Consider the following 23,380-nt stretch of genomic DNA (forward strand, 5'->3'; position numbering starts at 1 on the left):
CGGCGAACGGCATTGCAGTATCACGACAGCAGTGGATGCACTCTGGCATACTGCTGCGGAGGTTTTTGGAGACCTCAGGGTTTCTCGAGGTGTAGATGAGCGGCGATTCATTGAAGGCGGCATTCGACGAATTGCTGCGCAGGACAGCGACTCTCCCGACTTTGCCGTCGGTCGCCATACGGGTATTGGAGTTGGGGGAAGACCCCTACGCAGGGCTCAGCGAGGTCGCCGGGGTGGTGGCCAACGATCCCGCGCTCAGCGCACGCCTGCTGAAGGCTGCGAATTCTCCGCTGTATGCAGCCAGACGTCAGATCGACAACCTGCGTCAGGCGGTCAGCCTGCTTGGCTTCAATACGGCCATTACTTTGGCGTTGAGCTTTTCGCTGGAGCCCCCCAAGAATGGAGGCTGCGTCGACAAGCAGGCGTACTGGCGCCGGTCGTTGGCGTCGGCTGTCGCTGCGCGGGTGCTGGCAGAGCAGTTGCACGGCGGCGAGTCGGGGCGGTTCTTCCTGGCTGCCCTGCTGCAGGACATCGGCATGTTGGTGTTGGAGAAGGCCGAACCCGAGCGCTATAGCCGGGTGCTTGCCGAGACGCATACGCACACTGATCTGACGCAGGCGGAAATCCGGGCTTTCGGCTTCGATCATGCGCAGGTCGGCAGTCATCTGCTGGAGAGCTGGCGGCTGCCGGAGGCGCTATGGCGTGCGGTACGCTGCAGCCATGACCTGGGCGCTATCGATGCTCCGGTACAGGCTTCCGAGCTCGAACGCTGTGTGAATTTTTCCGGTTTGCTGGCCGATTTCTGGCTGCTCGATGCCGAGTTCCGTCACGATACCCGCGAGTTGGCTCAGCAGGCCGAGAGCAGCCTTGGGCTCGATGTCGAGGATTTCGAGGCCGTACTGAGCCGGATTGCGGCACTGCTGCCCGATTATGCCGCCTTGTTTGAAATCGCATTGGTGTGCGAACACGACGTTACCGCGTTGTTGAGCGAGGCGCGGGACGTGCTACTGCTGCGCAATCTGAAGTCCTTGCAGGAAGCGGGCGAATACAAGGCTCGCAGTGAAATGCTCGAGGCGCGAAACAGGGTGTTGGAGCAGCAGACCTATTCCGATCCGCTGACGGGACTGCTCAATCGCGGACGTTTGAACGAGATATTGAGACGCGAGTTCGAGGCGGCCGTCAGCGAGGGGGGCCCGTTGTCAGTCGGTTTCGTCGATGTCGATCACTTCAAGCGCATCAACGATGGCTATGGACACCAGGCCGGTGATACCGCATTGGTGTCGATCGCGCGCGCGCTGACGGAGCAGATGAGGAAGACGGACATCGTGGCACGCTACGGCGGAGAGGAATTCGTCGTGCTGTTGCCGGGTACGAGCGAGGAAGCCGCGTTCACGCTGCTGGAGCGAATGCGCAAACGCCTGTCGGAGCTTGAGCTGTCGGTCGATGATGTCAACGTGTCGATTACGGTTTCGATTGGATTGGCCACCCACCTCAAAGAACGCCAGCCGGGTGATGACATGGGTTCGGCGGACGACCTGATGCGGGCGGCGGACCGGGCCTTGTATGCGGCCAAGCGCGAAGGCCGTAACTGCACAGTGATTTACCAGCGTTCGGAGAACTGACACGGCTTTTGTTCGCGCCATCCCGTTGCCGCAGACAAAAGCCGTTCCAGGCCGCTCAACGCGGCCGGGCGCGTTCGTACTGTTTCGGCCACGGGGTTTCGGCGCCGAGCGCATGTGCGGCGTGCAGCGGCCAATACGGTGAGACGAAGATGCGGTTGCGGATTTCCAGGCCGCGCAGCTTGAGCGGGGTGAATAGATGCGGGGATGACATGTGGTCGATTCCTTGAACGCGTTGAGAGGGGGTGGCGTCAGCCGTGGACGTGCAGCGTCGAGGCACCGTCGGCGAGCAGGTTGGCGCCGCTTACGAAACCGGCGGCGGGGCTGGACAGGAACACGACGACGTTGGCGATTTCCTCCGGCGTACCCAGCCGTCCGAGTGGATTGGCGTCGAGCGTCTTCTGATACACTTCCGGCCGGTTCCGGCGCATGTTGTCCCAGAAACCGTCGGTGACGAAAATGTCGCCGGGCGAGACCGTGTTGACGCGGACGCCCTCTGCGGCGAGACGTCGTGCCAGCGATTTCATGTAGTGGGTCATTGCGGCCTTGACGGCGCCGTAGGATTCGAAATGCGGCGTACCGAACGAGCCGGCTTTCGAGCCGATGTAGGTGATGGCCGGCGTCGCCGACGTCCGCAGCCTTGGAACCAGCGCCTCGGTTGCGCGTACCGTCGCTTCGAGGTCGGTGGCGAGCGATGCGTCCCAGTCGGAAGACAGGGCACTGACGTTCGGCACGAAGATGTCCGGTCCGTTCAGCGTCTGCGCCCACGCGATGAAGGCGTCGGTGTCAGTGACGTCCAGGGGCTTGCCGGTTACCTCCACCGGGTAGCGGCTCAGTCTTTCCAGCATTCGATCGACTTTTTCCGGGGAGCGCGAGCAGAAAGCGACATTGGCGCCTTCCTGCGCGAAGCGCTCGACGATTGCCGCGCCGATTCCGGAGGTACCTCCGGTGACCAGCACGTTCAGGCCGTTCAGTCCGAGATCCATTCGGGAGGCCTCCTTACAGGGCGCTTTTTCAGAACGTCATGAGCTGATAGCCGCGGTCGACGACGTCGACCAGGTCTGCGCCGATCGCCTGCATCTGGACTTCGGCCTCTTTGAGGTTGTCCTCTTCGTTCAGGCCGCGGGCGTTGTAGATGCAGGCCAGGGTGGTGATGCCGCTGGTGAGTAGCTCCTCCAGTAGCGGAGCGAGCTGGGCGTCGTCCTTGATCTGTCCCGGCACCCGCACGCCGGGGCCGAAGAAGAAGAACCGGATGTCTTCCAGCCGGTTTTCCTTCTTGGCGACCTGTGAGAAGCGCAGGGCCATTTCGACCTTGACCGGATCCTGCATGTCCGAAAGCAACACGATAGCGAGTTTGGCCATTGGTTCAGTCTCCAAGGTGGCGATGGAAGAAATCGAGAGTGCGCTGCCAGCCTTGTGCGGCGGCGTCGGGATCGTAATTCGGCCGTTCGTCGCAGAAGAAGGCGTGGTTGACGCCGGGATAGACCTCGAGCGAATAACGTTTGTGCGCACTGCTCAGCGCCTCGACGATGCGTGCGTGTTCGGCGGGCTGGATGGACTGGTCGGCGCTGCCGTACTGCAGCAGCAGCGGAGCCTGCATCTCCGGCACGCGGTTCAGTAGCGGCTTGCGTCCGACGGTGTCGTGCTCCGGCGCGATGCCGCCGCCGTAGAACGCCACCGATGCGCGCAGGCGAGAGCCGAGCGCCGCGTTGGCGAGGAACGCGTAGCGGCCACCCATGCAGAAGCCGAGCGCGCCGACGGCTTCGCTCGCGCAGGACTGGCCGCGGATAAACTCCAGCGAGAAGGCGGCCTCGCGCATGACCTGCTCGTCGTCCAGAGTGCGCAGATGGGCAATGGCGTTGCTGGAGTCCGAGTAGTCGAACACATGGCCGTGGTAGATGTCGGGAACCAGGGCGGTGAAGCCGGCCTCGGCCAGGCGGACGGCGATTTTCTGGAAGTGTGGATTGATGCCGAAGATTTCGATGAACACGAGCACGATCGGGTGAGGGCGGTCGTCAGCAGGGTGAGCGAGATAGCCGCGCAGATCGGGGGCGATGTCGATCCATTGCTGAGCGACGGCCGAGGTGTTTTGCGGCATGGAGCCTCCTGGAGGTCGGGGTATATTTCATGCAGACCGGTTGGTATGTTGAGGGCGGCCGGTAAAACCGTCAATCGGCGATGTTCGTCTGCTGCTGTGTTTTCTGCCCGATGGCATGAGGATGTGCAGCCTTGCATGTACGCCGCACACGACGTGGCCGTCAGCGCGTGCCTTCGGCGTACAGACTGTACAGGTAGTCCTTGACGCCGTCGAGACAGTCGCGGTGCTCCTCGACGCTGCGCTGGTTCTTGCTGGTGCCTACGCAGCCTTCGATTGCGGCGACCACGAACAATGCTGTGCGTGCGCAGTCGACTCCGCTACGCAGCTCGCCTATTTCCCGGGAACGCCGCAAACCCGACTCCAGCGTCGCACGCCACTGCGTGATCACCTTGGCCAGCGACTGGCGGAATGCTTCGTCAAGCGGACTCATTTCCTGCATGAGGTTGTTGAGGTCGCAGCCCAGGCGGATGGACATTTCCGTAGCGCGTTTCTGCTTCAGGCCGAGCAGTTCGATGATCGTCTGCAGCGGGCGTTGCGCCTGTTGTATCGGTTCGATCCACTCCTCCTGCATGCGGGTGCCGATGACTTCGTTGACCACTGCAAGGCCCAGAGCCTGTTTGGTGCCGAAATGATGGTACAGGGCACCTTTGCTCAGGCCGGTGTCGGCGAGGATGCGGTCGAGGCTGGCAGCCTGGTAGCCGTGTTCGTAGATTTCGCGATGCGCCGCTTCGAGTAGGCGTTGGCGGGTGGTTTCCGGGCAGCGATGACGGACGGCTTCCATGGGCGCGAGTGTATCAGACTGCCCAGTGGATACAGTCTTCCTCCAGCGGCACCTCGGCCAGTGGATGGAAGGGGATGGCCCGCACGGTGTAGTCGCTTGCCGGCCGCGAAGTCGGTATCCGTGCCTGGTAGCGAAAGCCATTCACCGCACCCGACAGGGCCGGTCCGCGCTGGAGCGGGTGGCGCTCGGGCGGTGCGGATGGAGTGTCGCCGTCGGCGTAGAGTTGTACGCCGACGTCGTCGGGCGGCAGATCGTCCAGGAACACCTGTACGTCCACCTCCAACCCATCGTCGGTCGGCGTCATGTCGATGTTGCCGATGCGCAGTGCCTGCCAGTGCGCCCGGATGCGTTGCCGCCACTGGTGAATGTCGTGCGCCGCCGCGGCTCCGTTTGCCAGGCGTGCGTCCAGAGCGTGCGCGCGCGGCAGGTAGTACAGCTCGACGTACTCGCGCAACATGCGGTTGGTCGAATAGCTCGGCGTCAGCCTCGCCATGCTTTCGCGCACGCGGGCGACCCAGCGCCGGGGGATGCCGTCGCTGTCGCGCGTGTAGAACTCTGGGATGACGGCCGTTTCGAGCAGCTTATACAGCGTTTCGGCCTCGAAGGCGTCCCAGGCCGGGTCGGAGTCGTGTTCGCCGCGGTCGCCCAGTGCCCAGCCGACTTCCGGGGCGTAGGCCTCGGCCCACCAGCCGTCGAGTTCAGAGACGTTGAGGCCGCCGTTGACCAGGACTTTCATGCCGCTGGTGCCGCTGGCTTCCCAGGGCCGGCGGGGGGTGTTGACCCATACGTCCACGCCCTGCACCAGTTCGGAGGCGACAGCCATGTCGTAGTCCTCGATGAATACCACGCGGCCGTGCGGCAGGCCGGGGCGCCGGATGAATTCGGCCCACTCGCGGATCATTGCCTGGCCGTCGCCGTCCTTGGGGTGCGCCTTGCCTGCGATGACCAGTTGCACGGGGCGTTGCGGGTCGCTTAGCAGACGCTGCAGCCGGTCGGGTTGGGCCAGTAGCAGGTTGGGGCGTTTGTAGGCCGTAAAGCGGCGGGCGAAGCCGAGCGTGAGCGCATTGGGGTCGAGCAGGTGGGTGCATTCATCGATGGTGTCGCGCGCCGCTCCGCGACTCGCGCGCTGCCGCGCCAGGCGGTTGCGCACGGCCAGCATGAACTCCTGTCTTTGCCTGGCGCGAAAGTCCCACAGCGCCTCGTCCGCCAGGGCGTGGATGTCGTTCTCGATCGTATCGAGTTCGCCGATCCAGCGCATCTTGCCGCAGGCCTGGGTCCAGAGTTCGTCGGCTTCACGCGAATCCCAGCTCGGCATGTGCACGCCGTTGGTGATGTGGCCGATAGGCACTTCGGCCAGCGGCCAGCGCGGGAACAGGGGGGCGAAGAGTTCCCGCGAGACGGCGCCGTGTAGGCGGGAGACGCCGTTGGCGGCGTCGCTGGCGCGCAGTGCCAGGTAGGCCAGGTTGAAGGATTCTTCGGTATTGCCGGGGTGTGCGCGGCCGAGATCCAGCAAGGTCTCGATGTCCATGCCCCATTGTTCGGCGTAGGGGCTCAGATACTGGCGGGCAAGCGATGGAGCGAAGCGGTCGAAGGCGGCCGGCACCGGGGTGTGCGTGGTGAAGACGTTGCCGGCGCGGGTGCACAGCAGGGCTTCGTCGAACGTGATGGTGTGGTCGCGCATGCAGTGCGCGCCGCGTTCCAGCACGGCCAGCGCGGCGTGTCCCTCGTTGAGATGGCAGACCTTGGGCTGCAGACCGAGTGCTTTCAGCATGCGCCAGCCGCCGATCCCGAGTACGACTTCCTGCTCCAGGCGGGTTTCGTCGTCGCCGCCGTAGAGTTCTCCCGTGATGCCGCGGTCGCGTGGATTGTTGACCAGGTCGTTGGCGTCGAGCAGCAGCAGGCGGGTGCGGCCGACGCGTGCTTCCCAGCAGCGTAGCTGCAGACTGCGTCCGGGCAGTTCCACGGTCACGCGCAGCCAGCCGCCGTCGCCGTCGCGTAGCGGCATTACCGGCAGCATGGCCGGATCGTTGTAAGGGAAGTAGGCGAGTTGTTCGCCCTTGACGTTCAGTGCCTGGCGGAAATAGCCCTGCTGGTAGAGCAGGCCGACGCCGATGACTGGAACGCCCAGGTCGCTGGCCGTCTTGAGCACGTCTCCGGCAAGGATGCCAAGGCCGCCCGAATAGATGGGTAGGGATTCGCTGAGGCCGAATTCCATGCTGAAGTAGGCAACCAGGTTCAGGGTGCCGCCGTCGGACAGGCTGTCGAACCAGGTGGTTTCATTGAGGTTTTCCTCTCGTTCGGTGAGCTGGCGCTCCAGTTCGGCGCGAAACTGGTCGTTTTGCGCCAGTTCTTCCAGGCGCTCTCGCGAGGTGCTTTCCATGATCAGCCAGGGGTTGGAGGTCGCCTCCCATAGTTCCGGATCAATGGTGCGCCACAGCGCGTCGGAGGAGTGGCTCCAGCTCCAGCGCAGGTCGAGCGCGAGTTCGGTCAGCCGATCCAGGGGGGAGGGCAGTTCGCGGGTCAGGTAGCGCTTGATGTTGTCCATCGGTCGTTGGCCTCGCAGGGGCGTGCGGTCAGTTGGCGGTGCGTGCTGGATGCAGACGGTTTTCGTTGTCGCGGCCGTCGGCGAAATCGTCGATGTTGCGCAGCGTGGTGCGGGCGATGGTCTCCATCGCTTCGCGGGTGAAAAATGCCTGATGTCCGGTGATCACGACATTGGGGAAGGTCAGCAGCCGGGCGAAGACGTCGTCGTCGATGATGCGGTCCGAATGGTCGGTGAAATACATGTCGCCTTCCTCTTCGTAGACGTCGAGACCGACCGCCCCCAGGTGTCCGTTCTTGAGCGCCTCGATGACGGCGCTGGCGTCGACCAGGGCGCCGCGGCTGGTGTTGATCAGCATCGCCCCCGGCCGCATGCCGGCCAGGGCCTCGGCGTCGATGAGATGGCGGGTCTGCGGCGTGAGGGGAAGATGCAGGGATACGATGTGGCTGGCGGCCAGCAGCTCGGGCAGCGGCACGTAGCGTACGCCCAGAGCCTCGCATTCGGCGGAGGGATACGGATCGTAGGCGAGCAGCTCGCAGCCGAATCCATTCAGGATGTGCGCCAGCGCGACGCCGATGCGTCCGGTGCCGACGATGCCGGCGGTCTTGCCGTGCAGGTCGAAGCCGAGCAGGCCGCCGAGGCGGAAGTTGCCTTCGCGCACGCGGTTGTAGGCGCGGTGGAGCTTGCGGTTCAGGGTGAGGATCAGGCCGGCGGCGAACTCCGCCACCGAGTAGGGAGAGTAGCGGCCGACGCGCATGACGGCGACGCCGAGGCGTTCGGCGGCTTCGAGATCGACGTTGTTGTAGCCGGTGCAGCGCAGCAGCACCAGGCGCGTGCCCTGGGCCGCCAGGGTTTCAAGCACCGGGGCGTCGATGTCGTCGTCGACGAAGCAGCACACGGCGTCGAAACCGGCCGTCAGGCCGGCGGTGCGCGCCTCCAGGCGTGCCGCCGTGTAATCGAACAGCAGGTCGGTTCTGTCGCCGCGGGCGGCTTCGAAGGAGTCGCGATCGTAGCTGTGGTTGCTGAAGACGAGTATGCGCATACGGACCTCGTGGGGCTGGGTCTACTTGACGGCGAGACAGTCGGTCACGCTGGCGACTTCCACGCGTCCGAGCAGCTCGCGCATCTGGTTGTAGTCGAACAGCTCGGTGCCCGGGCGGCTGGCGGTGCCGCTGCCGCAGGCCAGGCCCAGGCGCAGCGCCTCGGCCGGTCCTTCGCCGCGGGCCAGCGCGGTGATGAGTCCGGCCAGCATGGAGTCGCCGGCTCCAACCGTGGAACAGGGTTCCACCGGCGGTGGATGCGCATGGTAGGTATGCTCGCCGTCGACCAGCAGCGCGCCTTCGCCGCCCAGCGATACGCAGACGTAGTCGATGCCGCGGGCTTGCAGCGCACAGGCTTCGCGGATCACCGCGTCGAGGTTCGGCAGGCTATGGCCGACGAGTTGCTCGAGTTCGTAGCGGTTGGGCTTGATCAGAAAGGGCCGCTCCTCGATGGCGCGCGCCAGAACTTCGCCCTGCGCGTCGACCACCGCGTGGGCGGCCTGCAGGTGGAGTTCGCGCACCAGCGTGGCGTAGATGTCCTTGGGTACGCCCGGTGGCAGCGACCCGGTGAGCACGACGTAGCCGCCGCCGGCCAGGCCCAGCACCTCGTCGACGAGTTCCTGCAGCGCGAAACCGCTGACCGGCGGGCCGAGTCCGCTGACTTCGAACTGTGCACGCGGGTCCTGCTGCAGCAGGGTCACGTTGATGCGTGTCTCGCCCTCGATGCGCACGCAGTGCGGGAAATCGAGTTCGTGGGCGACCAGGCGTTCGAGCAGGTTGCCGATTTCGCCGGCAACGATGCAGCAGGCGTGCGCGGGCATGTGCAGGCGCTTGAAGGCGCGGGCGACGTTGATGCCGTTGCCGCCCGGGTCGTAGCGGTTGGCGCTGGCGTGGACCTTCTGGTCCTCGATCAGCCGCGGCAGGTCGTAGCTGACGTCGACGCAGGGATTGAGGGTCAGGGTGACCAGCGGCGGGTGTTTGCGATTGTCGGTCATGGGCGCACCGAGGGCGGTTCGACGGTTTGGGAACTCACGAAGTTGGATGGTTGTCCGATTTTGTGTGGCCGGCCCGAAGCCGGTTTCCCGTGAAGAAAGACTGGAGGTCGATCATGTCCGAACAAGCTCCCGATCTGGTCATCATCCTCATCACCGGCAAGGAAAATCCCAAGCGCCTGCCTTCGGCGTTTTCCCTCGCCTCCATCGCCGCGGCAATGGAGCAGAACGTCGTCATGTACTTCACCGGCCCGCCCACCGAACTGCTCGGCAAGGGCGTGGCGGAGACGATTTTCCCGCTCGAAGGCGGCAAGAGCGTGGCGGAGTTCATGGCGCTGGCCGAGGACAACGGCGTGCAGATCATCGGCTGCGCGCAGTCGCTCGATCTCAACGGCATGACGGCCGACGATCTGGCCAGGCCGGTGCCGCTGCTGACGCCGGGCAAGGCGCTGCCGACGCTGGGCGCGGCCGGCAAGGTGCTGACCTGGTAGGCCTGCATTGCCACCGATCCGCTACGCCGTTGTCGCTGCGGCGTGGCGGCAGGCGTTTGCCTGGTCATTCCTGTGCTTCGCCGGCGTGGGGAATGGGAACGACCAGAATCGGCAGCTCGGGGCTGCGTACGACGTCCTCCGCGGTACTGCCGAAAAGCATGTGCGCCATGCCGTGACGGCCGTGCGTGCCGATGACCATGAGGTCGGCCCGCCATTGCGATGCCGCCTGGTGGATGGCGCGAACGGTGTGTCCGCTGGGCGTCTCGATCAACTCCTGCTCCGGAGCCAGGCCGGCCGCTTCCGCGCTGGCGACCGCTTCGTTGAGCAGATGCCGGGCTTCGGAGCGCAGCTCCTTGTCGATGCCTTCCGGTTCGATCCAGCCCAGTTCGCCTCCCGCGTAGCCGCTGCTGGCCTCGTCGACAACGGTGAACAGCTTGAGCTGTGCGGCCTGATCCTTGGCCAGCGCAAGGGCTGCCTGCAATCCGTACATCGCTGCTGGACTGTCGTCGACCGGGACGATGATGCGCTGATACAGACTCATGCGATTGGCCTCCTCGGGAAGAATTCGTGCAGGCGCCGGACGGAGCGCTGACGCTCAGGGATAGGAACCATGCGGGCGATGCTCGATGTGGCGGTGCAGCGGACGGTTGCCCAGTTCGTGCAGCCCGAGCGCCACGAGCAGCGCTGCGAACAGCCAATGCAGGCCGCGCTCGGGGAGATGCAGCGCCAGCAGGCTGCCGATCACGGTGCCGGCGACGACGCCGGTCGCGAGCAGCGGCAGACTGTGCCAGTCGACGGCTTTTTCGCGCGCGTTCTCGGCAACGCCGCCGGCGATGGCCGGCAGGCGTGCGAGCAGCGAGGAACCCTGGGCCAGGGCTTGCGGCATGCCGAGGCCGAGTACGAACAGCGGCGCCAGCACCGGCCCTCCGCTGACCCCGACGATGCCCGCCACGCTGCCGGCGATCACCCCGACCAGCGCCAGCCAGGCCAGCGGCCAGGTATCCGCGAAGCCGCCGCCGACCGTGCCCTTGAGAAGCAGCGTCAGCGCGCCGAGCAGGACGACGACGCCGAACGTGCGGCGCAGCAGCGCCTGTGGCCAGGCGCGGGAGATGCGGGCGGCTACCGGCGCGCAGATGAGGGCGGGGAGCCCGGTCCACACGAGCGTGCGCCAGTCGACGCTGCCGTGCAGGCCGTAGCTCAGGGCACCGCTCAGCGCGGTGAAGCCCGAGGTCGCCATGGCCGTGCCGCGCGCTTCGAGCTGGCTCATGTCCAGCCACTCGGTGAGCAGAGGGATCAGGATCGTTCCGCCGCCGAGGCTGGCCAGCCCGCCGCCGAGGCCGGTGACCACGCCGCTGGCGAGCAGGCGCGCGGTGCGCTTCACAGGCTGATCTCGTCGCCTTTGTCGGGCATGCTGACCTCGGTGTCGTGCAGGCGTTCGGCGAAGCTGCGCATGGCCTTTTCGTCGCCGTGCACGAGTATGGTCCGCGCCGGCTTGAGCGCGCCGTGCCAGGCCAGCAGTTCGTCGCGGTCGGCGTGCGCGGAAAAGCCGTTGATGGTATGCAGCCGCGCCCGCACGGGGATTTCGTCGCCGAACAGTTTGATGCGCTGCGCGCCGTCGATGAGGATGCGTGCCAGCGTGCCCGGCGCGGCATAGCCGACGAAGATCACACTGGAGTCCTTGCGCCACAGGTTGTGGCGCAGGTGATGGCGTACGCGTCCGCCGGTGCACATGCCCGAGCCGGCCATGATGACCGCGCCGCCGGCGAGGCGGTTGAGCGCGATGGAGTCGGCGGTCTCGCGGGTGAAGCGCAGCCCGGGCAGGGCGAAGGGATCGCGTCCGTGTTCGAACAGTGCGCAGGCTTCGGCGTCATAGCACTCGGGGTGGCGGCGGAAGATTTCGGTGGCCGAGATGGCCATCGGCGAGTCCAGGAAGACCGGCAGGTTGCGCGCCAGGTGGCCGGTTTCCACGCCGTCGCGCAGATAGTAGAGGATCTCTTGTGCGCGCTCCAAGGCGAAGGTGGGGATGATGACGTTGCCGCCGCGCCGCAGCGTCTCCGTGATGGCTTCGTAGAGTTCTTCCACGGAGGGTGTGATCTGCTTGTGCAGACGGTCGCCGTAGGTGGTTTCCATGACTACGGCATCGGCCTGCGGCGGGATCTGCGGGTCGCGCAGGATGGGGCGCCCGCTGTTGCCGAGGTCGCCGGAGAAGATCACCGAACGCCGCTTGCCGTCGCCCTCCTCGATGCGGATGCTGGCCGAGCCGAGGATGTGTCCGGCGTCATGGAAGGTGGCGCCGAGGTTCGGGCCCAGCTCGATGGGTTGGCCGTAGACGGCGGTGCGGCCGAACTGGTCGAGGGCGTTGAGCGCGTCCAGTGTGCCGTACAGCGCCTGGCGCGGTTCGCGGCCGCGGCGATGGGCGTAGCGCGCATCCCGCTCGGCTTCCTCTTCCTGCAGATGCGCCGAATCGAGCATGACCACGCGCGCCAGCTCGCGGGTCGCCGCGGTGGTGATGATCTCGCCGTTGAAGCCGCGCTTGACCAGCAGTGGAATGCGCCCGCAATGGTCGAGGTGGGCGTGGGTGAGCAGCAGGGTGTCGATGGAGGCGGGGTCGAAGCCGAAGTCCTCGGCGTTTTCCTCGTCCAGCTCGCGCCCGCCCTGGTACATGCCGCAGTCGATCAGGATGCGCTTGCCCTTGGCTTCCAGCAGATGGCAGGAGCCGGTGACGTCGCGGTCGGCGCCGTGGAAGGATATGTTCATGGTCGTGGTTCCTCAGTCCTCGGGCAGCTCGCCGTCGAACAGCGAGCTGCCGTTGAGTTCATGCCAGGCGCGGATGCCGTCCCAGGCTTGCTGGGCGCTTTCCGCATACCAGAACAGCTCGCGGTCCTCCTCGGCGATGCTGCCGGAGTCGACCAGGAAGTCAACGTTGAAGACGTTCCTCCAGTACGCCTCTCCGACGAGCACGATGGGGATGGGCGCGGTCTTGCGGGTTTGGATCAGGGTGAGCGCGCCGAACAATTCGTCCAGCGTGCCGTAGCCGCCGGGCAGGGCGACGATGGCCGCGGCGCGTTTCATGAAGTGCAGCTTGCGCAGTGCGAAGTAGTGAAACTGGAAGCACAGCCCCGGCGTGAGATAGGGGTTGGGGTACTGCTCGCGCGGCAGCGTGATGTTCAGCCCCACGGTGTCGGCCCCGGCTTCGAAGGCGCCGCGGTTGGCCGCCTCCATGCCGCCCGGGCCGCCGCCGGTCATGACCGCCAGGCGCGAGTCGCCGCGCCGGCGTGCGGCCTCGCCCACCAGCCGCCCCAGTTCGCGCCCGACCTCGTAGTAGCGCGCCAGCTCCATGCGCCGCTCGGCCAGGCGTACGGCCTTCTCGCGCACTGCGTCGCCGGGATGCGCGGCGGCCTCGCGGTGCGCTGCGGCAAGCTCGTTGCGTGCCGTCTCGGGTTCGCGCAGGCGCGTGCTGCCGAAGATCACGATGCAGTGGCGGATGTCGCGCGACGCCAGACCCTGTTCGGTCTTGAGGTAGTCGAGCTGCAGGCGCATGCCGCGTGTGGCGTCGGTGTGCAGGAAGTCGACGTCGCGGTCGGCCTCTGCGTAGGAGGGGTGCCGCATGATCGCGCTCAGGTGTGCTTCCGCCTCGGCCTCCTCCCCGGTCGCCTTGGGCTGCTCCCAGGGCAGCGGTTCGCGGCGCTCGGTGGGATGCGCCGGAGCCGGTATGGCGGGCCGGCGGCTCATGCGCCGGCCTTTGCCCGGGGGGCACGCTGCAGCCTGGCTTCCAGTTCGAGCACCCGGCGCGTGGTGGCGATGATGGTGTCGGGAATGAGACTCATGGAATCGATGCCCAGTTCCACCAGGTATTCGGCCATCTCAGGATAATCCGACGGCGCCTGGCCACACAGCCCCGAATGAATACCGTTGCGCCGGCAGCCCTCGACGGCCAGACGGATCATTTCCTTCACGCCCTCGTCGCGCTCGTCATAGTCGAAGGCGACGATCTCGCTGTCGCGGTCCACGCCCAGGGTGAGTTGGGTGAGATCGTTGGAGCCGATGGAGAAACCGTCGAAACGCTTGGCGAACTGGTCGATGAGGATGACGTTGTTGGGAATCTCGCACATGGCGTAGACCTTGAGGCCGTTTTCGCCGCGTTTGAGACCGAACTCGGCCATCTTCGCCAGTACCTCGTCGGCCTCGTTGACGCGGCGCACGAAGGGCAGCATGAGGATCACGTTGGTCAGCCCCATGTCCTCGCGCACCCGCTTCATGGCCTGACACTCAAGACGGAAGCCTTCGGTATAGGCCGGGTGGGCATAGCGCGAGGCGCCGCGGAAACCGATCATCGGGTTGAACTCGGTCGGCTCGAAGTCGGCGCCGCCGACCAGGCTGGCGTACTCGTTCGACTTGAAATCGGACATGCGCACCACCACCGGCTTGGGCCAGAAGGCGGCGGCGATGGTGCCGATGCCCTCGGACAGCCGCTGGACGAAGAATGCCGCGCCGTCGGGGTAGCCGCGAAGGAGGCGCTCGACGGTCTTGCTTGCCTCGGGGTCGCTGACCTTCTCGGGATGCAGCAGGGCCAGCGGATGCGCCTTGATGTATTCGTTGATGATGAATTCCATGCGGGCCAGGCCGACGCCGTCGTTGGGCAGGAACGAGGTCTTGAAGGCCAGCTCCGGATTGCCGAGGTTGAGCATGACCTCGGTGGCCGGTCGTTCGATGTCTTCGACCTCGGTGCGCTCGACGTGGAACGGTACTTCGCCTTCGTAGATGCGCCCGGTGTCGCCCTCGGCGCAGGAGACGGTCACCATGTCACCGTTGGGCACGGCGGTGGTCGCCTCGCCGGCGCCGACTACGGCAGGGATGCCGAGTTCGCGCGCGATGATGGCGGCGTGGCAGGTGCGTCCGCCTCGGTTGGTGACGATGGCCGCGGCCATCTTCATCACCGGCTCCCAGTCGGGGGTGGTGGTGTCGGCGATGAGCACTTCGCCGGCCTTGAAGTCGGACAGGTGCGCCACGTCGGCGATCACGTGCGCCCGGCCCGAGGCGATGCGCTCCCCGACCGAACGGCCGGTGATCAACACCCCGCCGCGGCCGTCGAGCACGTGACTCTCCAGCGTGGTGGCCTTGCGCTGCGAGGCGACGGTCTCGGGGCGTGCCTGGACGATGTAGAGCAGACCGTCGAGGCCGTCCTTGGCCCATTCCATGTCCATCGGGCGGCCGTAGTGGGTCTCGATCTTGAGCGCGTAGTCGGCCAGTTCGAGCACGTCGGCATCCTCGACGCAGTAGTGTTCGCGGTCATGTTTTGGCGTGGGGACGTTGCGCGTGGTCTGGCGCGTCTCGCCCTCGACGTAGACCATCTTCACCGCCTTGTCGCCGCGGTTGCGGCGTAGCACGGTGCGGTGGCCGGCGAAGAAGGTCGGCTTGTGCACGTAGAATTCGTCGGGGTCGACCGCGCCTTGGACCACGTTTTCGCCCAGGCCGTAGGCGCCGGTGATGAACACCACGTCGCGAAAGCCCGATTCGGTGTCCAGCGAGAACATCACGCCGGATGCGGCCAGATCCGAGCGCACCATCTTCATCACGCCGATGGACAGGGAGACCTTGAAGTGGTCGAAACCCTGGTCGATGCGGTAGTGGATGGCGCGGTCGGTGAACAGGCTGGCGAAATCGCGACGACAGGCGTCGAGCAGGCTTTCGTCGCCGCGGATGTTGAGATAGCTGTCCTGCTGGCCGGCGAAGCTGGCGGTGGGAAGATCCTCGGCGGTGGCCGAGCTCCGTACCGCGAGGCTCACGTCTTCGCCGTATTCGTCCTGCAACTGGCGGTAGGCGCGGATGATTTCGGCGGCCAGGTCGTCGGGCAGGCCGGCGCCGTAGACGATTTCGCGCGCTCGCTTGCCGCGTCGGGCGAGATCGGTGACGTCGTCGGGGTCGAGTGCGTCCAGAGCCTCGTGCAGCGTATCCCAGGCACCGGCCGCGTCGAGCATGTAGTCGTAGGCCCTGGCGGTGATGGCGAAGCCGTTGGGAATGCGCACACCCTCGGCCGATAGCTTGCGGTACATTTCGCCCAGCGAGGCGTTCTTGCCACCGACCAGCGGTACATCGTCGATGCCGAGTTCGTCGAAGAACCGAATGTATTTGTAGTCACTCATGGTCGTTCTCCCGTAGTAACTTGCCAAGCAGGTTTGCGGCGGCCAGTGCGAGCCAGGTGTCCTGTAGCGTGGCAAGAGCCCGATGACGTGCGCCGAAGCCACCGGATGGATGTTGTAGCAAGCGTATTTGCGTGGCTATGACATTGAGGTGGCGCGGTTGCAACCCTAAGCTTACCGATACTTCCAGACCGCCGTGCAGCGTGCCCGCTGAAGTCAGGCCGGCGCTTGGCGTCAGACGCAGGCCGAGCCTCGGGTCTTCGCAGCGCCGCCACCATGCGGTCAGGGCATGGCGGTCGATTTGCAGCCCGGTCGCCTGTGCCAGACGCAGCGCGATGGCGGTTGTTTCGAGATCGGCTCCGGGAACGCTCCAGGCGCCGTCCGTGCAGCGCGATGCCATGAGCAGGTGCGCCAGTGGTCCGCGCCCAAGGGGCAGTAGATGGGGGACGTGGCGGCGCACCAGTTGCGTCAGCTGCAGCAGGCTCAGCAGTGTGCCGCGCCAGTCGCGATGTTCGTTCGCCATGCCCAACCGTTGCGTCCACAAGGTCCGTAGCCAGAGTTGAGGATCGTGTCGCGGTCCCCGTTCGAGCAGCGCGAGCGCTGCATCGGCGGCCCAGCCGATGATCAGCGTGGGCCAGCCGCCGTCGGGTTCCTGCAGGTCCGATAGCCAGGCTGCGGTGCGGTCTGCCTGAGGCGGTTCTACGCCGAGCAGGCGCAGCGAGGACAGGGCGAAGAAAGTGTCCGGCGCATTGGGTTCTTCCACGCCCCATTCGGGCGTGCGGTAGAAGGAGTAGCCACCCTGCGGGCAGCGGCGGCCGAGAACGTAGCGGATGGCGGCTTCGCGCGCGATGTCGGGTTGGAATCCCGTCGCTTCGGGATTCGCGCGTATTGCGTGGACCGGCATCATGCGTCTTTCGCCGGTTGTTGCGGAACGTGTTCGGGCTCGACTGCGCCGGCCTGGACCGACAGTGGCGCGTCGCTCCGGGTGAGGTGGTTGATGAGCACGATCAGGGCGAGCAGGGCATTGGCGGTGCCGGGAAAGTCGCCGAAGGCGTAGTGTCCGACGGCGTTGAAGTAGAAGGCCGCGTTGTTTCCGTGCAGCGGAGCATGAGCGGCGGCGGCACTGCCCGGCTGCGGCCGGAGGTCGAGGCCGGCCCGCTGCAGCGTGCGGATCACGCCGTGGCGTACGGCGGGGTCGTACAGCACGCGCAGCGGGCCGCCGTGCTGTTCGTGCAGCGCCAGAGCCAATACGCCGCCCAGGGTGTCGGGAGCGACTGCGTGCCCGCGTTCGTCGGCGACGGCCAGACGGTCGCCGTCGGCGTCCAGCGCCGCGCCCAGGTGGCAGCCGTTGGCCATGATGCAGTTGGCGACGTTGGTGCGTGCCTGCGGTGCGAACGGATCGGGGCCGCGCGTCGGGAACGCCGCGTCGGGGGTGAAGCCGACGCGCCACAGGCGCAGTTGGCGGTAGTGGGCCATGACGGCTTCGAACTCCGCGCCGGCCAGGCCGTTGCCGACGTCCAGGCAGAGCTTGATGAAATTGGCCGGCTCCAGGCGCCTGCGCAGGAAGGCGGCATAGGCCTGCAGCGGGTGATCCTGGTGCAGGACCGGATTGCAGGCCTGGGCGAACAGTTCGTTGAGGTCGTCTATCGACAGTGCGCTCAGTACTTCGGCGGCGGCCACCGGAACGGCATCCTGCCTGTAGAGGCGCAGACCGTTGTGTTGCGGCGGTGCGCAGCCGCCGGTGATCATGAGGCCGCCGCGCAGGCCGGTGCTGGCGACGTACCATTCGAGTTGCGGAGTGGTGCAGGCGCCGATATGGGTGACGTGGTGTCCACCGGAGCGCAGTCCGAGGCTGGCGGCCTCGGCCAGCGAGGGCGAACTGGCGCGCACGTCGTAGCCGATGGCGAAGGTGCCGTCACCGTCGGGCGAGACGACATCGCCGAACGCGCGCGCGAACGGTATGACCATGCCGCAGCGCAATGAGTGGCCGGCTTCGCCGAGAATGCCGTAGCCCTCGATCAGGTTGCTCAGCTCGCGTGCTGCGCTGCGGCTCATGTACTCGGCCCCTCAGTGCCCGTGCGGATGCAGCGGGCGGTTGGCGCTGGCGAGATAGTGCTGCTTGAATGCGGCACGGTGGTCCATGAGCCGGTTGCTGCCGAGTTTGGCCAAGTCCAGCGCGACCATCCACACCAGGTTGTAGACCCACACCCAGCCGATGTCGCTCCATGGCAGCGCCGGCACCAGCCAGCCGAAGCCGGTCATCAGGACGGCGAACAGTTGGGTCGCGACGATGGCGCCGAACAGCGGCCAGGCCGGGTAGGGTGCCCGCCAGAAGGCGTGACGGTTGCGGGTAACGAACAGCATGAGGTGGCCGCCAATCACGAGCTGCAGGAATACGGCGGTCTGCAGATGCGGAATATCCATGTGCAGCAAGCGGTCGCCGACGTACATTAGGCCGAAGGTCTGCGCCACCGACAGGAAGCCCAGGATGCTGGACAGGCTGAGCACGCGGTGCATGTCCCAGCGCACCGGTTTGGGGCTGAGCCAAGTGTTGTCGTAGGCGATGGTCATGATCGGGATGTCGTCGAGCAGGGCGAGTGCGATGATCATTACCGCAGTGAGCGGATAGAAGTTGAAGGTGAGCATGGCGAGCACGACGAACACCATGATGTCGATGGTCATTGCGATGCGGTAAATCGTGTAGCTGGTCATGCGTTCGAAGATGCGCCGGGCTTCCTCGACCGCGCGGGTGATGACCGACAGACCGGGTGCGGTTAGGATCAGGTCGGCGGCGGCGCGCGCGGCGTCGGTGGCGCCGGAGACGGCGATGCCGACGTCGGCCTGCTTGAGCGCCGGGGCGTCGTTGACGCCGTCGCCGGTCATGGCGACCAGGTGGTTGCGGTCCTGGAGAACCTTGACGATGCCGTACTTGTGCTGCGGGAACACCTGGGCGAAGCCGTCGGCCTTGTCGATGCGCTCGGCGGCGTCCGGCGGCGCATCGGCGCTATCGCCGGCGAACAATTCGGTGGCCGGCTGGATGTTCTTGCCCATGCCGAGCTGGCCGGAGATTTCGCGGGCGATGGCGACGTTGTCACCGGTGACCATCTTGACCTTGATGCCATGCTCGCCGGCTTCCTTGATGGTCTGGGCGGAGTCCTCGCGCGGCGGATCGAACAGCGGCAGGATGCCGAGGAAGGTCCAGCTCTTGCCGTCGTCGTCCGAGCGCGCCACGCCCAACGTGCGGTAGCCCTTGGCGGCGAAGTCGTCGACCAGCCGGTTGGCGCGCGCGGCCTCGTCGCCGCCGAGCCGGGCCAGTTCCATGACCACCTGCGGCGCACCCTTGGTAGTGTGGAAGGTCTTGCCGTCGCCGTCCTTGATCTGGCCTTCGGTGCGCTTGCCGACCGGGTCGAAGGGAATGAAGCCGGTCTGCGTATGCGCGTCCAGCGCCTTGGCGTCGCTCAGGCCGCCGATCACCGCGAGGTCGATGGCGTCCTTGTCCTCGGCCTTGGAAGCTAATGCACCGGCGAGAATCAGTGCCTGCGCGTCGGCGGCGTCGAATACCGCTGGTTCACCCAGGGTGAGTTTGTTCTGGGTCAGCGTGCCGGTCTTGTCCGAACACAGAATGTCTACGCCGGCCATTTCCTCGATGGATTGTAACCGCGAGACGATGGCCTTGAGTTTGGACAGCGCCAGCGCGCCCAGCGCCATGGTGATGGACAGCACCGCCGGCATGGCGACGGGAATCGAGGCGATGACCAGGATAAGCACGAACTGTACCAGCTTGAGCAGCGGTTCGCCTCGGAACAGTTCAACGCCGATGAGCACGACGGACAGGCCGACAGCGACGAAGATCAGGAAATCGCCGATGCGCATGACCGCTTTTTGAAAGTGTGAAACGGCGCCGGCGTCTTGCACCAGCTTGGCCGTTTTGCCGAAGAAGGTGTCGCCGCCGGTGGCGGTAATGACGGCGACCATCTCGCCCTGCTTAACCACCGAGCCGGAGTAGGCGACTTCGCCGGATTTCTTGTTCACCGGCAGCGATTCGCCAGTCAGGGCGGACTGATCGATGGACAGGTATTCGCCGTCGATGAGTTTGGCGTCGGCAGGGATGATGTCGCCCAGCCGCAGGCGAACCACGTCGCCCGGCACCAGCTTGGCGGCGTCCACCTCGCCCCATTGGCCGTTACGTAGCGCGCGAGCCTTGAGTGCGAGCTGATTCTTGAGTGCGTCCAGCGCGTTGGCGGCCTTGTGTTCCTCCCAGAAGCCGATCAGCGCGTTGAAGATCAGGAGTACGAGGATGATGATGAGGTCGATCCAATGGCCGATAGCCGCGGAGAGCACCGCGGCCACTTCGATCATCCATGGGATCGGTCCCCAGAAATAGCTGAGAAAGCGCTGCAGCGGGTTGACTTTCTTCTCTTCCAGTGCGTTGGGGCCGAACTGCGTCAAACGTTGCTGGGCGTCGCCCGCGGCCAGTCCCTGCGGCGTGCTTTCGAGTTGTTTGAAAATATCGTCGACGGAGAGCTTTTCCGCATTCTGACTGTCGATACTCTTGATCAAGGCTCAACTCCTTTACGGTGCGATCGTACCGTTGTCGAGGCAGGCGTCGGCGTAGTGGAAAATGACGTCCGGATTGGGACGGATCAGGCTGTGGTTCTTGTCAGCATAGTCCAGCCGGGTGAGCAGGTCCTTGATGACGCTGAGCCGGGCCAGCTTTTTGTCGTCGGCGCGCACCACTGTCCACGGCGCCGGTGCGCTGTGCGTGCGTGCGAACATCTCGTTGCGGGCGAGGCTGTAGTCGTCCCAGTGTTTCTGCGCGACGGCGTCGATCGGGCTCATCTTCCACTGCTTGAGCGGATCGGTGCGGCGTGCGATGAGGCGTTTCTTCTGCTCGTTCTTGCTGATGTCGAGGTAGTACTTGAGCAGGTGGATGCCGGAGCGGATAAGCATCTGTTCGAAGGCCGGCACGGTTTCCATGAACTCTTCGTGTTCGATCTCGCTGCAGAATCCCATTACGCGCTCGACGCCGGCGCGGTTGTACCAGCTGCGGTTGAACAGGACCATTTCCTCGGCCGCAGGCAGGTGCGGCACGTAGCGCTGGAAGTACCAGCTGGTGCGGTCGCGTTCGGACGGTTTGCCCAGTGCCACCACGCGCGTCTCGCGCGGTGAGAGGTGCTGGATGATGCGCTTGATGGTGCCGTCCTTGCCGCCGCTGTCGCGCCCTTCGAAGATGACCAGGATGCGGTCGCCATGGGCGATGAAGTGTTTCTGCAGCTTGACCAGTTCGATCTGCAGGTCATGCAGTTCGCGCTTGTAGGCCTTCTTCGACGGAGCATCGGGATAGGGAATGCTGGAACGATGTTTCGCCATGGCGCGTACTCGGGTTGCGAAGCAGCGCGCGGATGCGCGCGGTGTGAGTTTAGATTGCGGGGGCCCGGATGGGTTCAGGGCATTTGCCGCGGACTTGACGCAGATCAATCAAGTCGGCCGGACGCCGCAGGCAATGCGCGCAGAGCATGCCTGGCGCGGGCCGGGACGGCAGTAACCAGGGTTACATCAAATTCGGTTGCCGGGCGAGCTGCCGCCGGAGGTGGCTTCAGCGGCGTGAGTGCAGGCGGCGTTCGGCCTTGCGCAGCAGTCCTTCGAGATCGGTGATGTGGATGTGTCCGGCATCGGTGTCGATGATGCCTTCGTGCTTGAAGCGGTTGAGCAGACGGTTGACGACAACGCGCACGCTGCCGATGAGGCGGGCAATGTCCTCGTGCACGAGGCCGTGCAGCAGGCTGTGTTGACCCTGTTCGGTGTCGATGTGGCGCAGCAGCAGATGGGCGAGGCGGGCCGAGGTTTCGTGCAGGGCCAGATCCTCGGCCAGTTCGGTCAGTTCGCGTAGGCGCGTGGCGGCGCAGTGCAGCAGCGTCCGGCGCAGGGGGGGATAGCACCGCATCCACTCGTGCCAGCGGGCGAGCGGTGCGCAAACAGCCTGCGTTTCGTCCAGCGTCTCCGCAAGTACGCGGTGCGGTTGGCCGTCCAGCAGGGTGATGAGGTTGTGGCCATCGCCGGGGTCGAGCAGATACAGCGTGACGGCGCGGCCGCTGTCGGGATGTTCCGCTTCGATGCGGACTCTTCCATCCAGCAGGACGTAAAAGAACCCTGTGGTGTCTGCGGCGGGCATGACCTGTGCGCGTTTCGCCCACCGCAAGGGTTGCAGGCCGGTCGCGAGCGTGCCTAGTTCGGCATCCTGCAGACCGTTGAACAGCGTTAGCGGGCGCAGGCGTTCGGGCAGCGGATCAGCGTGGTGATGTGCGTGCATGGACGAATGCTGTCGACCGCCGCGCGGGGAACGCGCGGCGGTTGCGGAACGGAGAGCTTGCAGGAGCGTTCAGAAGCGTACCGGGCGTACGTAGGCGTGCTTGCCTGCATAGCGTGCCGCTGTGCCGAGGTGTTCCTCTATGCGCATGAGCTGGTTGTACTTCTCCACGCGTTCGCCGCGCGCGGGCGCGCCGGTCTTGAGGTGGCCGGTGTCCAGCGCGACGGTCATGTCGGCGATGAAGCTGTCGACGGTTTCGCCCGAGCGGTGCGAGACGAAGGCGCCCCAGCCGTGGTCGCGCGCCAGGCGCGTGGCGGCGATGGTCTCGGTGAGCGTGCCGATCTGGTTGAGCTTGATCAGCACGGCATTGGCGATGTCCTGCTCGATGCCCTTGGCGATGATCGCCGGATTGGTGCAGAAGATGTCGTCGCCGACCAGTTCGATGGTGTCGCCCAGCGCGTGGTTGAAGCGCTTCCAGCCCGCCCAGTCGTCTTCGGCCATGCCGTCCTCGATCAGTGCGATGGGGTAGGCGTCGACCAAGCGTTCGTAGTACTCGACCATCTCGGGGGCTTCGAGCTGGCGTTTTTCGGTGCGCAGGTTGTAGTGGCCGTCCTCGAAGAATTCGCTGGAGGCTGGGTCGATGGCGATGCCGACGTCGGTGCCGGCGCGCAGACCGGCCGTGGAGATGGCCTGCACGATGAGTTCGAGCGGCTCCTCGTTGGACTTGACGTGCGGCGCGAAGCCGCCCTCGTCGCCTATGCCAACGGACAGGCCCTTCTTCTCCAGCAGCGCGAGCAGGGCGTGATAGACCTCGGCGCCCCATTCGACGGCTTCGCGCAGGCTGCCGGCGCCGTAGGGGGCGATCATGAATTCCTGGAAGTCGGGGCCCTGCCAGTGCGCGTGCACGCCCCCGTTGAGGATGTTCATGTGCGGCACGGGCAGGCGCGTGGAGGCCGGCCCTCCGAGGTAGCGGTACAGCGGCAGGTCGCTGGCCGCGGCCGCGGCCCGGGCCACCACGAGCGACACGCCGAGCATGGCGTTGGCGCCGAGGCGGGCCTTGTTCTCGGTGCCGTCGAGGGCGATTAGGGTGGCGTCGATGGCGGCCTGGTCGCGAGCGTCCATGCCGATGAAGTCGGGGGCGACGGTGTCGTTGATGTGGGCGACGGCCTTGAGCACACCCTTGCCGCCGAAGCGCTTGGCGTCGCCGTCGCGCAGTTCGACGGCTTCCCGTGCGCCGGTGGAGGCGCCGGAGGGTACTGCGGCGCGGGCTTGCGCGCCGCAGGCCAGGGTGCAGTCGACTTCGACCGTGGGGTTGCCGCGTGAGTCGAGGATTTCGCGGGCGGTGAGTGCGGTAATGGTGGCGTCCATGT

21 protein-coding genes are annotated in these 23,380 nt (G+C 65.8%); 2 read left to right on the forward strand and 19 right to left on the reverse strand.

All coding sequences use genetic code 11. From position 1 onward, the window contains the following. Positions 1-95 precede the first annotated feature (95 nt). Positions 96-1,622, forward strand: a complete 1,527-nt coding sequence (locus tag P8014_RS00355) for a GGDEF domain-containing protein (protein ID WP_337815313.1) — start codon at positions 96-98, stop codon at positions 1,620-1,622. A 55-nt stretch (positions 1,623-1,677) separates the two neighbouring features. On the opposite strand, the gene P8014_RS00360 is transcribed toward P8014_RS00355, so the two are convergent. The 8 genes from P8014_RS00360 to P8014_RS00395 form a co-directional block, all read right to left on the reverse strand. Beyond that, positions 1,678-1,833: a hypothetical protein gene (locus P8014_RS00360; RefSeq protein WP_337815314.1), complete on the reverse strand. Its 156-nt coding sequence runs from the start codon at positions 1,831-1,833 to the stop codon at positions 1,678-1,680. Between the two features lie 37 nt (positions 1,834-1,870). Beyond that, a complete protein-coding gene (locus P8014_RS00365; protein ID WP_337815315.1) occupies positions 1,871-2,605 on the reverse strand; it encodes an SDR family oxidoreductase in 735 nt (244 codons plus the stop codon). A 28-nt stretch (positions 2,606-2,633) separates the two neighbouring features. Then, a complete protein-coding gene (locus P8014_RS00370; RefSeq protein WP_337815316.1) occupies positions 2,634-2,981 on the reverse strand; it encodes a DsrE family protein in 348 nt (115 codons plus the stop codon). A 4-nt stretch (positions 2,982-2,985) separates the two neighbouring features. Next, a complete protein-coding gene (locus P8014_RS00375) occupies positions 2,986-3,717 on the reverse strand; it encodes a dienelactone hydrolase family protein (RefSeq protein WP_337815317.1) in 732 nt (243 codons plus the stop codon). A gap of 160 nt (positions 3,718-3,877) precedes the next feature. Further along, the gene (locus tag P8014_RS00380; RefSeq protein ID WP_337815318.1) at positions 3,878-4,498 is read right to left on the reverse strand and encodes a TetR/AcrR family transcriptional regulator; all 621 of its coding nucleotides are present in this window, start codon (positions 4,496-4,498) and stop codon (positions 3,878-3,880) included. A 13-nt stretch (positions 4,499-4,511) separates the two neighbouring features. Continuing rightward, positions 4,512-7,043, reverse strand: coding sequence for an alpha-glucan family phosphorylase (glgP, locus tag P8014_RS00385; RefSeq protein WP_337815319.1), 2,532 nt, complete (start codon positions 7,041-7,043; stop codon positions 4,512-4,514). A 28-nt stretch (positions 7,044-7,071) separates the two neighbouring features. After that, positions 7,072-8,082, reverse strand: a complete 1,011-nt coding sequence (locus tag P8014_RS00390) for a 2-hydroxyacid dehydrogenase (RefSeq protein WP_337815320.1) — start codon at positions 8,080-8,082, stop codon at positions 7,072-7,074. A 21-nt stretch (positions 8,083-8,103) separates the two neighbouring features. After that, positions 8,104-9,075 carry a 1-phosphofructokinase family hexose kinase gene (locus P8014_RS00395; RefSeq protein ID WP_337815321.1) on the reverse strand — a complete coding sequence of 324 codons (972 nt, stop codon included), beginning with the start codon at positions 9,073-9,075 and terminating at the stop codon, positions 8,104-8,106. Positions 9,076-9,188: 113 nt separating this feature from the next. Here P8014_RS00395 and P8014_RS00400 point away from each other — a divergent pair, with 113 nt between their 5' ends. Beyond that, on the forward strand, positions 9,189-9,563 hold the full coding sequence (locus P8014_RS00400; protein WP_337815322.1) for a DsrE family protein: 375 nt from the start codon (positions 9,189-9,191) through the stop codon (positions 9,561-9,563). A 64-nt stretch (positions 9,564-9,627) separates the two neighbouring features. Here P8014_RS00400 and P8014_RS00405 read toward each other — a convergent pair whose 3' ends face one another. The 11 genes from P8014_RS00405 to eno all read right to left on the reverse strand — a co-directional run bounded on the left by P8014_RS00405 (position 9,628) and on the right by eno (position 23,378). After that, a complete protein-coding gene (locus P8014_RS00405) occupies positions 9,628-10,104 on the reverse strand; it encodes a universal stress protein (RefSeq protein ID WP_337815323.1) in 477 nt (158 codons plus the stop codon). Between the two features lie 54 nt (positions 10,105-10,158). Next, positions 10,159-10,944: a sulfite exporter TauE/SafE family protein gene (locus P8014_RS00410; RefSeq protein WP_337815324.1), complete on the reverse strand. Its 786-nt coding sequence runs from the start codon at positions 10,942-10,944 to the stop codon at positions 10,159-10,161. Further along, a complete protein-coding gene (locus tag P8014_RS00415) occupies positions 10,941-12,320 on the reverse strand; it encodes an MBL fold metallo-hydrolase (RefSeq protein ID WP_337815325.1) in 1,380 nt (459 codons plus the stop codon). Before P8014_RS00415 ends, P8014_RS00410 begins: the two co-directional genes overlap by 4 nt. A gap of 12 nt (positions 12,321-12,332) precedes the next feature. Then, positions 12,333-13,295: an LOG family protein gene (locus tag P8014_RS00420; RefSeq protein ID WP_337815326.1), complete on the reverse strand. Its 963-nt coding sequence runs from the start codon at positions 13,293-13,295 to the stop codon at positions 12,333-12,335. Then, entirely contained in the window at positions 13,292-15,706 is a 2,415-nt protein-coding gene (gene ppsA / locus P8014_RS00425) for a phosphoenolpyruvate synthase (RefSeq protein ID WP_337815327.1), read from the reverse strand. The genes P8014_RS00420 and ppsA overlap by 4 nt, the downstream gene beginning before the upstream one ends. Further along, entirely contained in the window at positions 15,699-16,610 is a 912-nt protein-coding gene (locus P8014_RS00430) for a prenyltransferase/squalene oxidase repeat-containing protein (RefSeq protein ID WP_337815328.1), read from the reverse strand. The genes ppsA and P8014_RS00430 overlap by 8 nt, the downstream gene beginning before the upstream one ends. Further along, positions 16,607-17,758, reverse strand: a complete 1,152-nt coding sequence (locus P8014_RS00435) for a hypothetical protein (protein WP_337815329.1) — start codon at positions 17,756-17,758, stop codon at positions 16,607-16,609. The genes P8014_RS00430 and P8014_RS00435 overlap by 4 nt, the downstream gene beginning before the upstream one ends. Positions 17,759-17,770: 12 nt before the next feature. Beyond that, positions 17,771-20,263: a plasma-membrane proton-efflux P-type ATPase gene (locus P8014_RS00440; protein ID WP_337815330.1), complete on the reverse strand. Its 2,493-nt coding sequence runs from the start codon at positions 20,261-20,263 to the stop codon at positions 17,771-17,773. Positions 20,264-20,275: 12 nt separating this feature from the next. Continuing rightward, on the reverse strand, positions 20,276-21,073 hold the full coding sequence (gene ppk2 / locus P8014_RS00445) for a polyphosphate kinase 2 (RefSeq protein WP_337815331.1): 798 nt from the start codon (positions 21,071-21,073) through the stop codon (positions 20,276-20,278). A gap of 226 nt (positions 21,074-21,299) precedes the next feature. Next, positions 21,300-22,013: a Crp/Fnr family transcriptional regulator gene (locus tag P8014_RS00450; RefSeq protein ID WP_337815332.1), complete on the reverse strand. Its 714-nt coding sequence runs from the start codon at positions 22,011-22,013 to the stop codon at positions 21,300-21,302. Positions 22,014-22,082: 69 nt separating this feature from the next. After that, on the reverse strand, positions 22,083-23,378 hold the full coding sequence (gene eno, locus P8014_RS00455) for a phosphopyruvate hydratase (RefSeq protein WP_337815333.1): 1,296 nt from the start codon (positions 23,376-23,378) through the stop codon (positions 22,083-22,085). Positions 23,379-23,380: the final 2 nt, after the last annotated feature.

The organism is Acidihalobacter sp. (genome assembly GCF_037381185.1).
GTDB lineage: Bacteria > Pseudomonadota > Gammaproteobacteria > DSM-5130 > Acidihalobacteraceae > Acidihalobacter_A.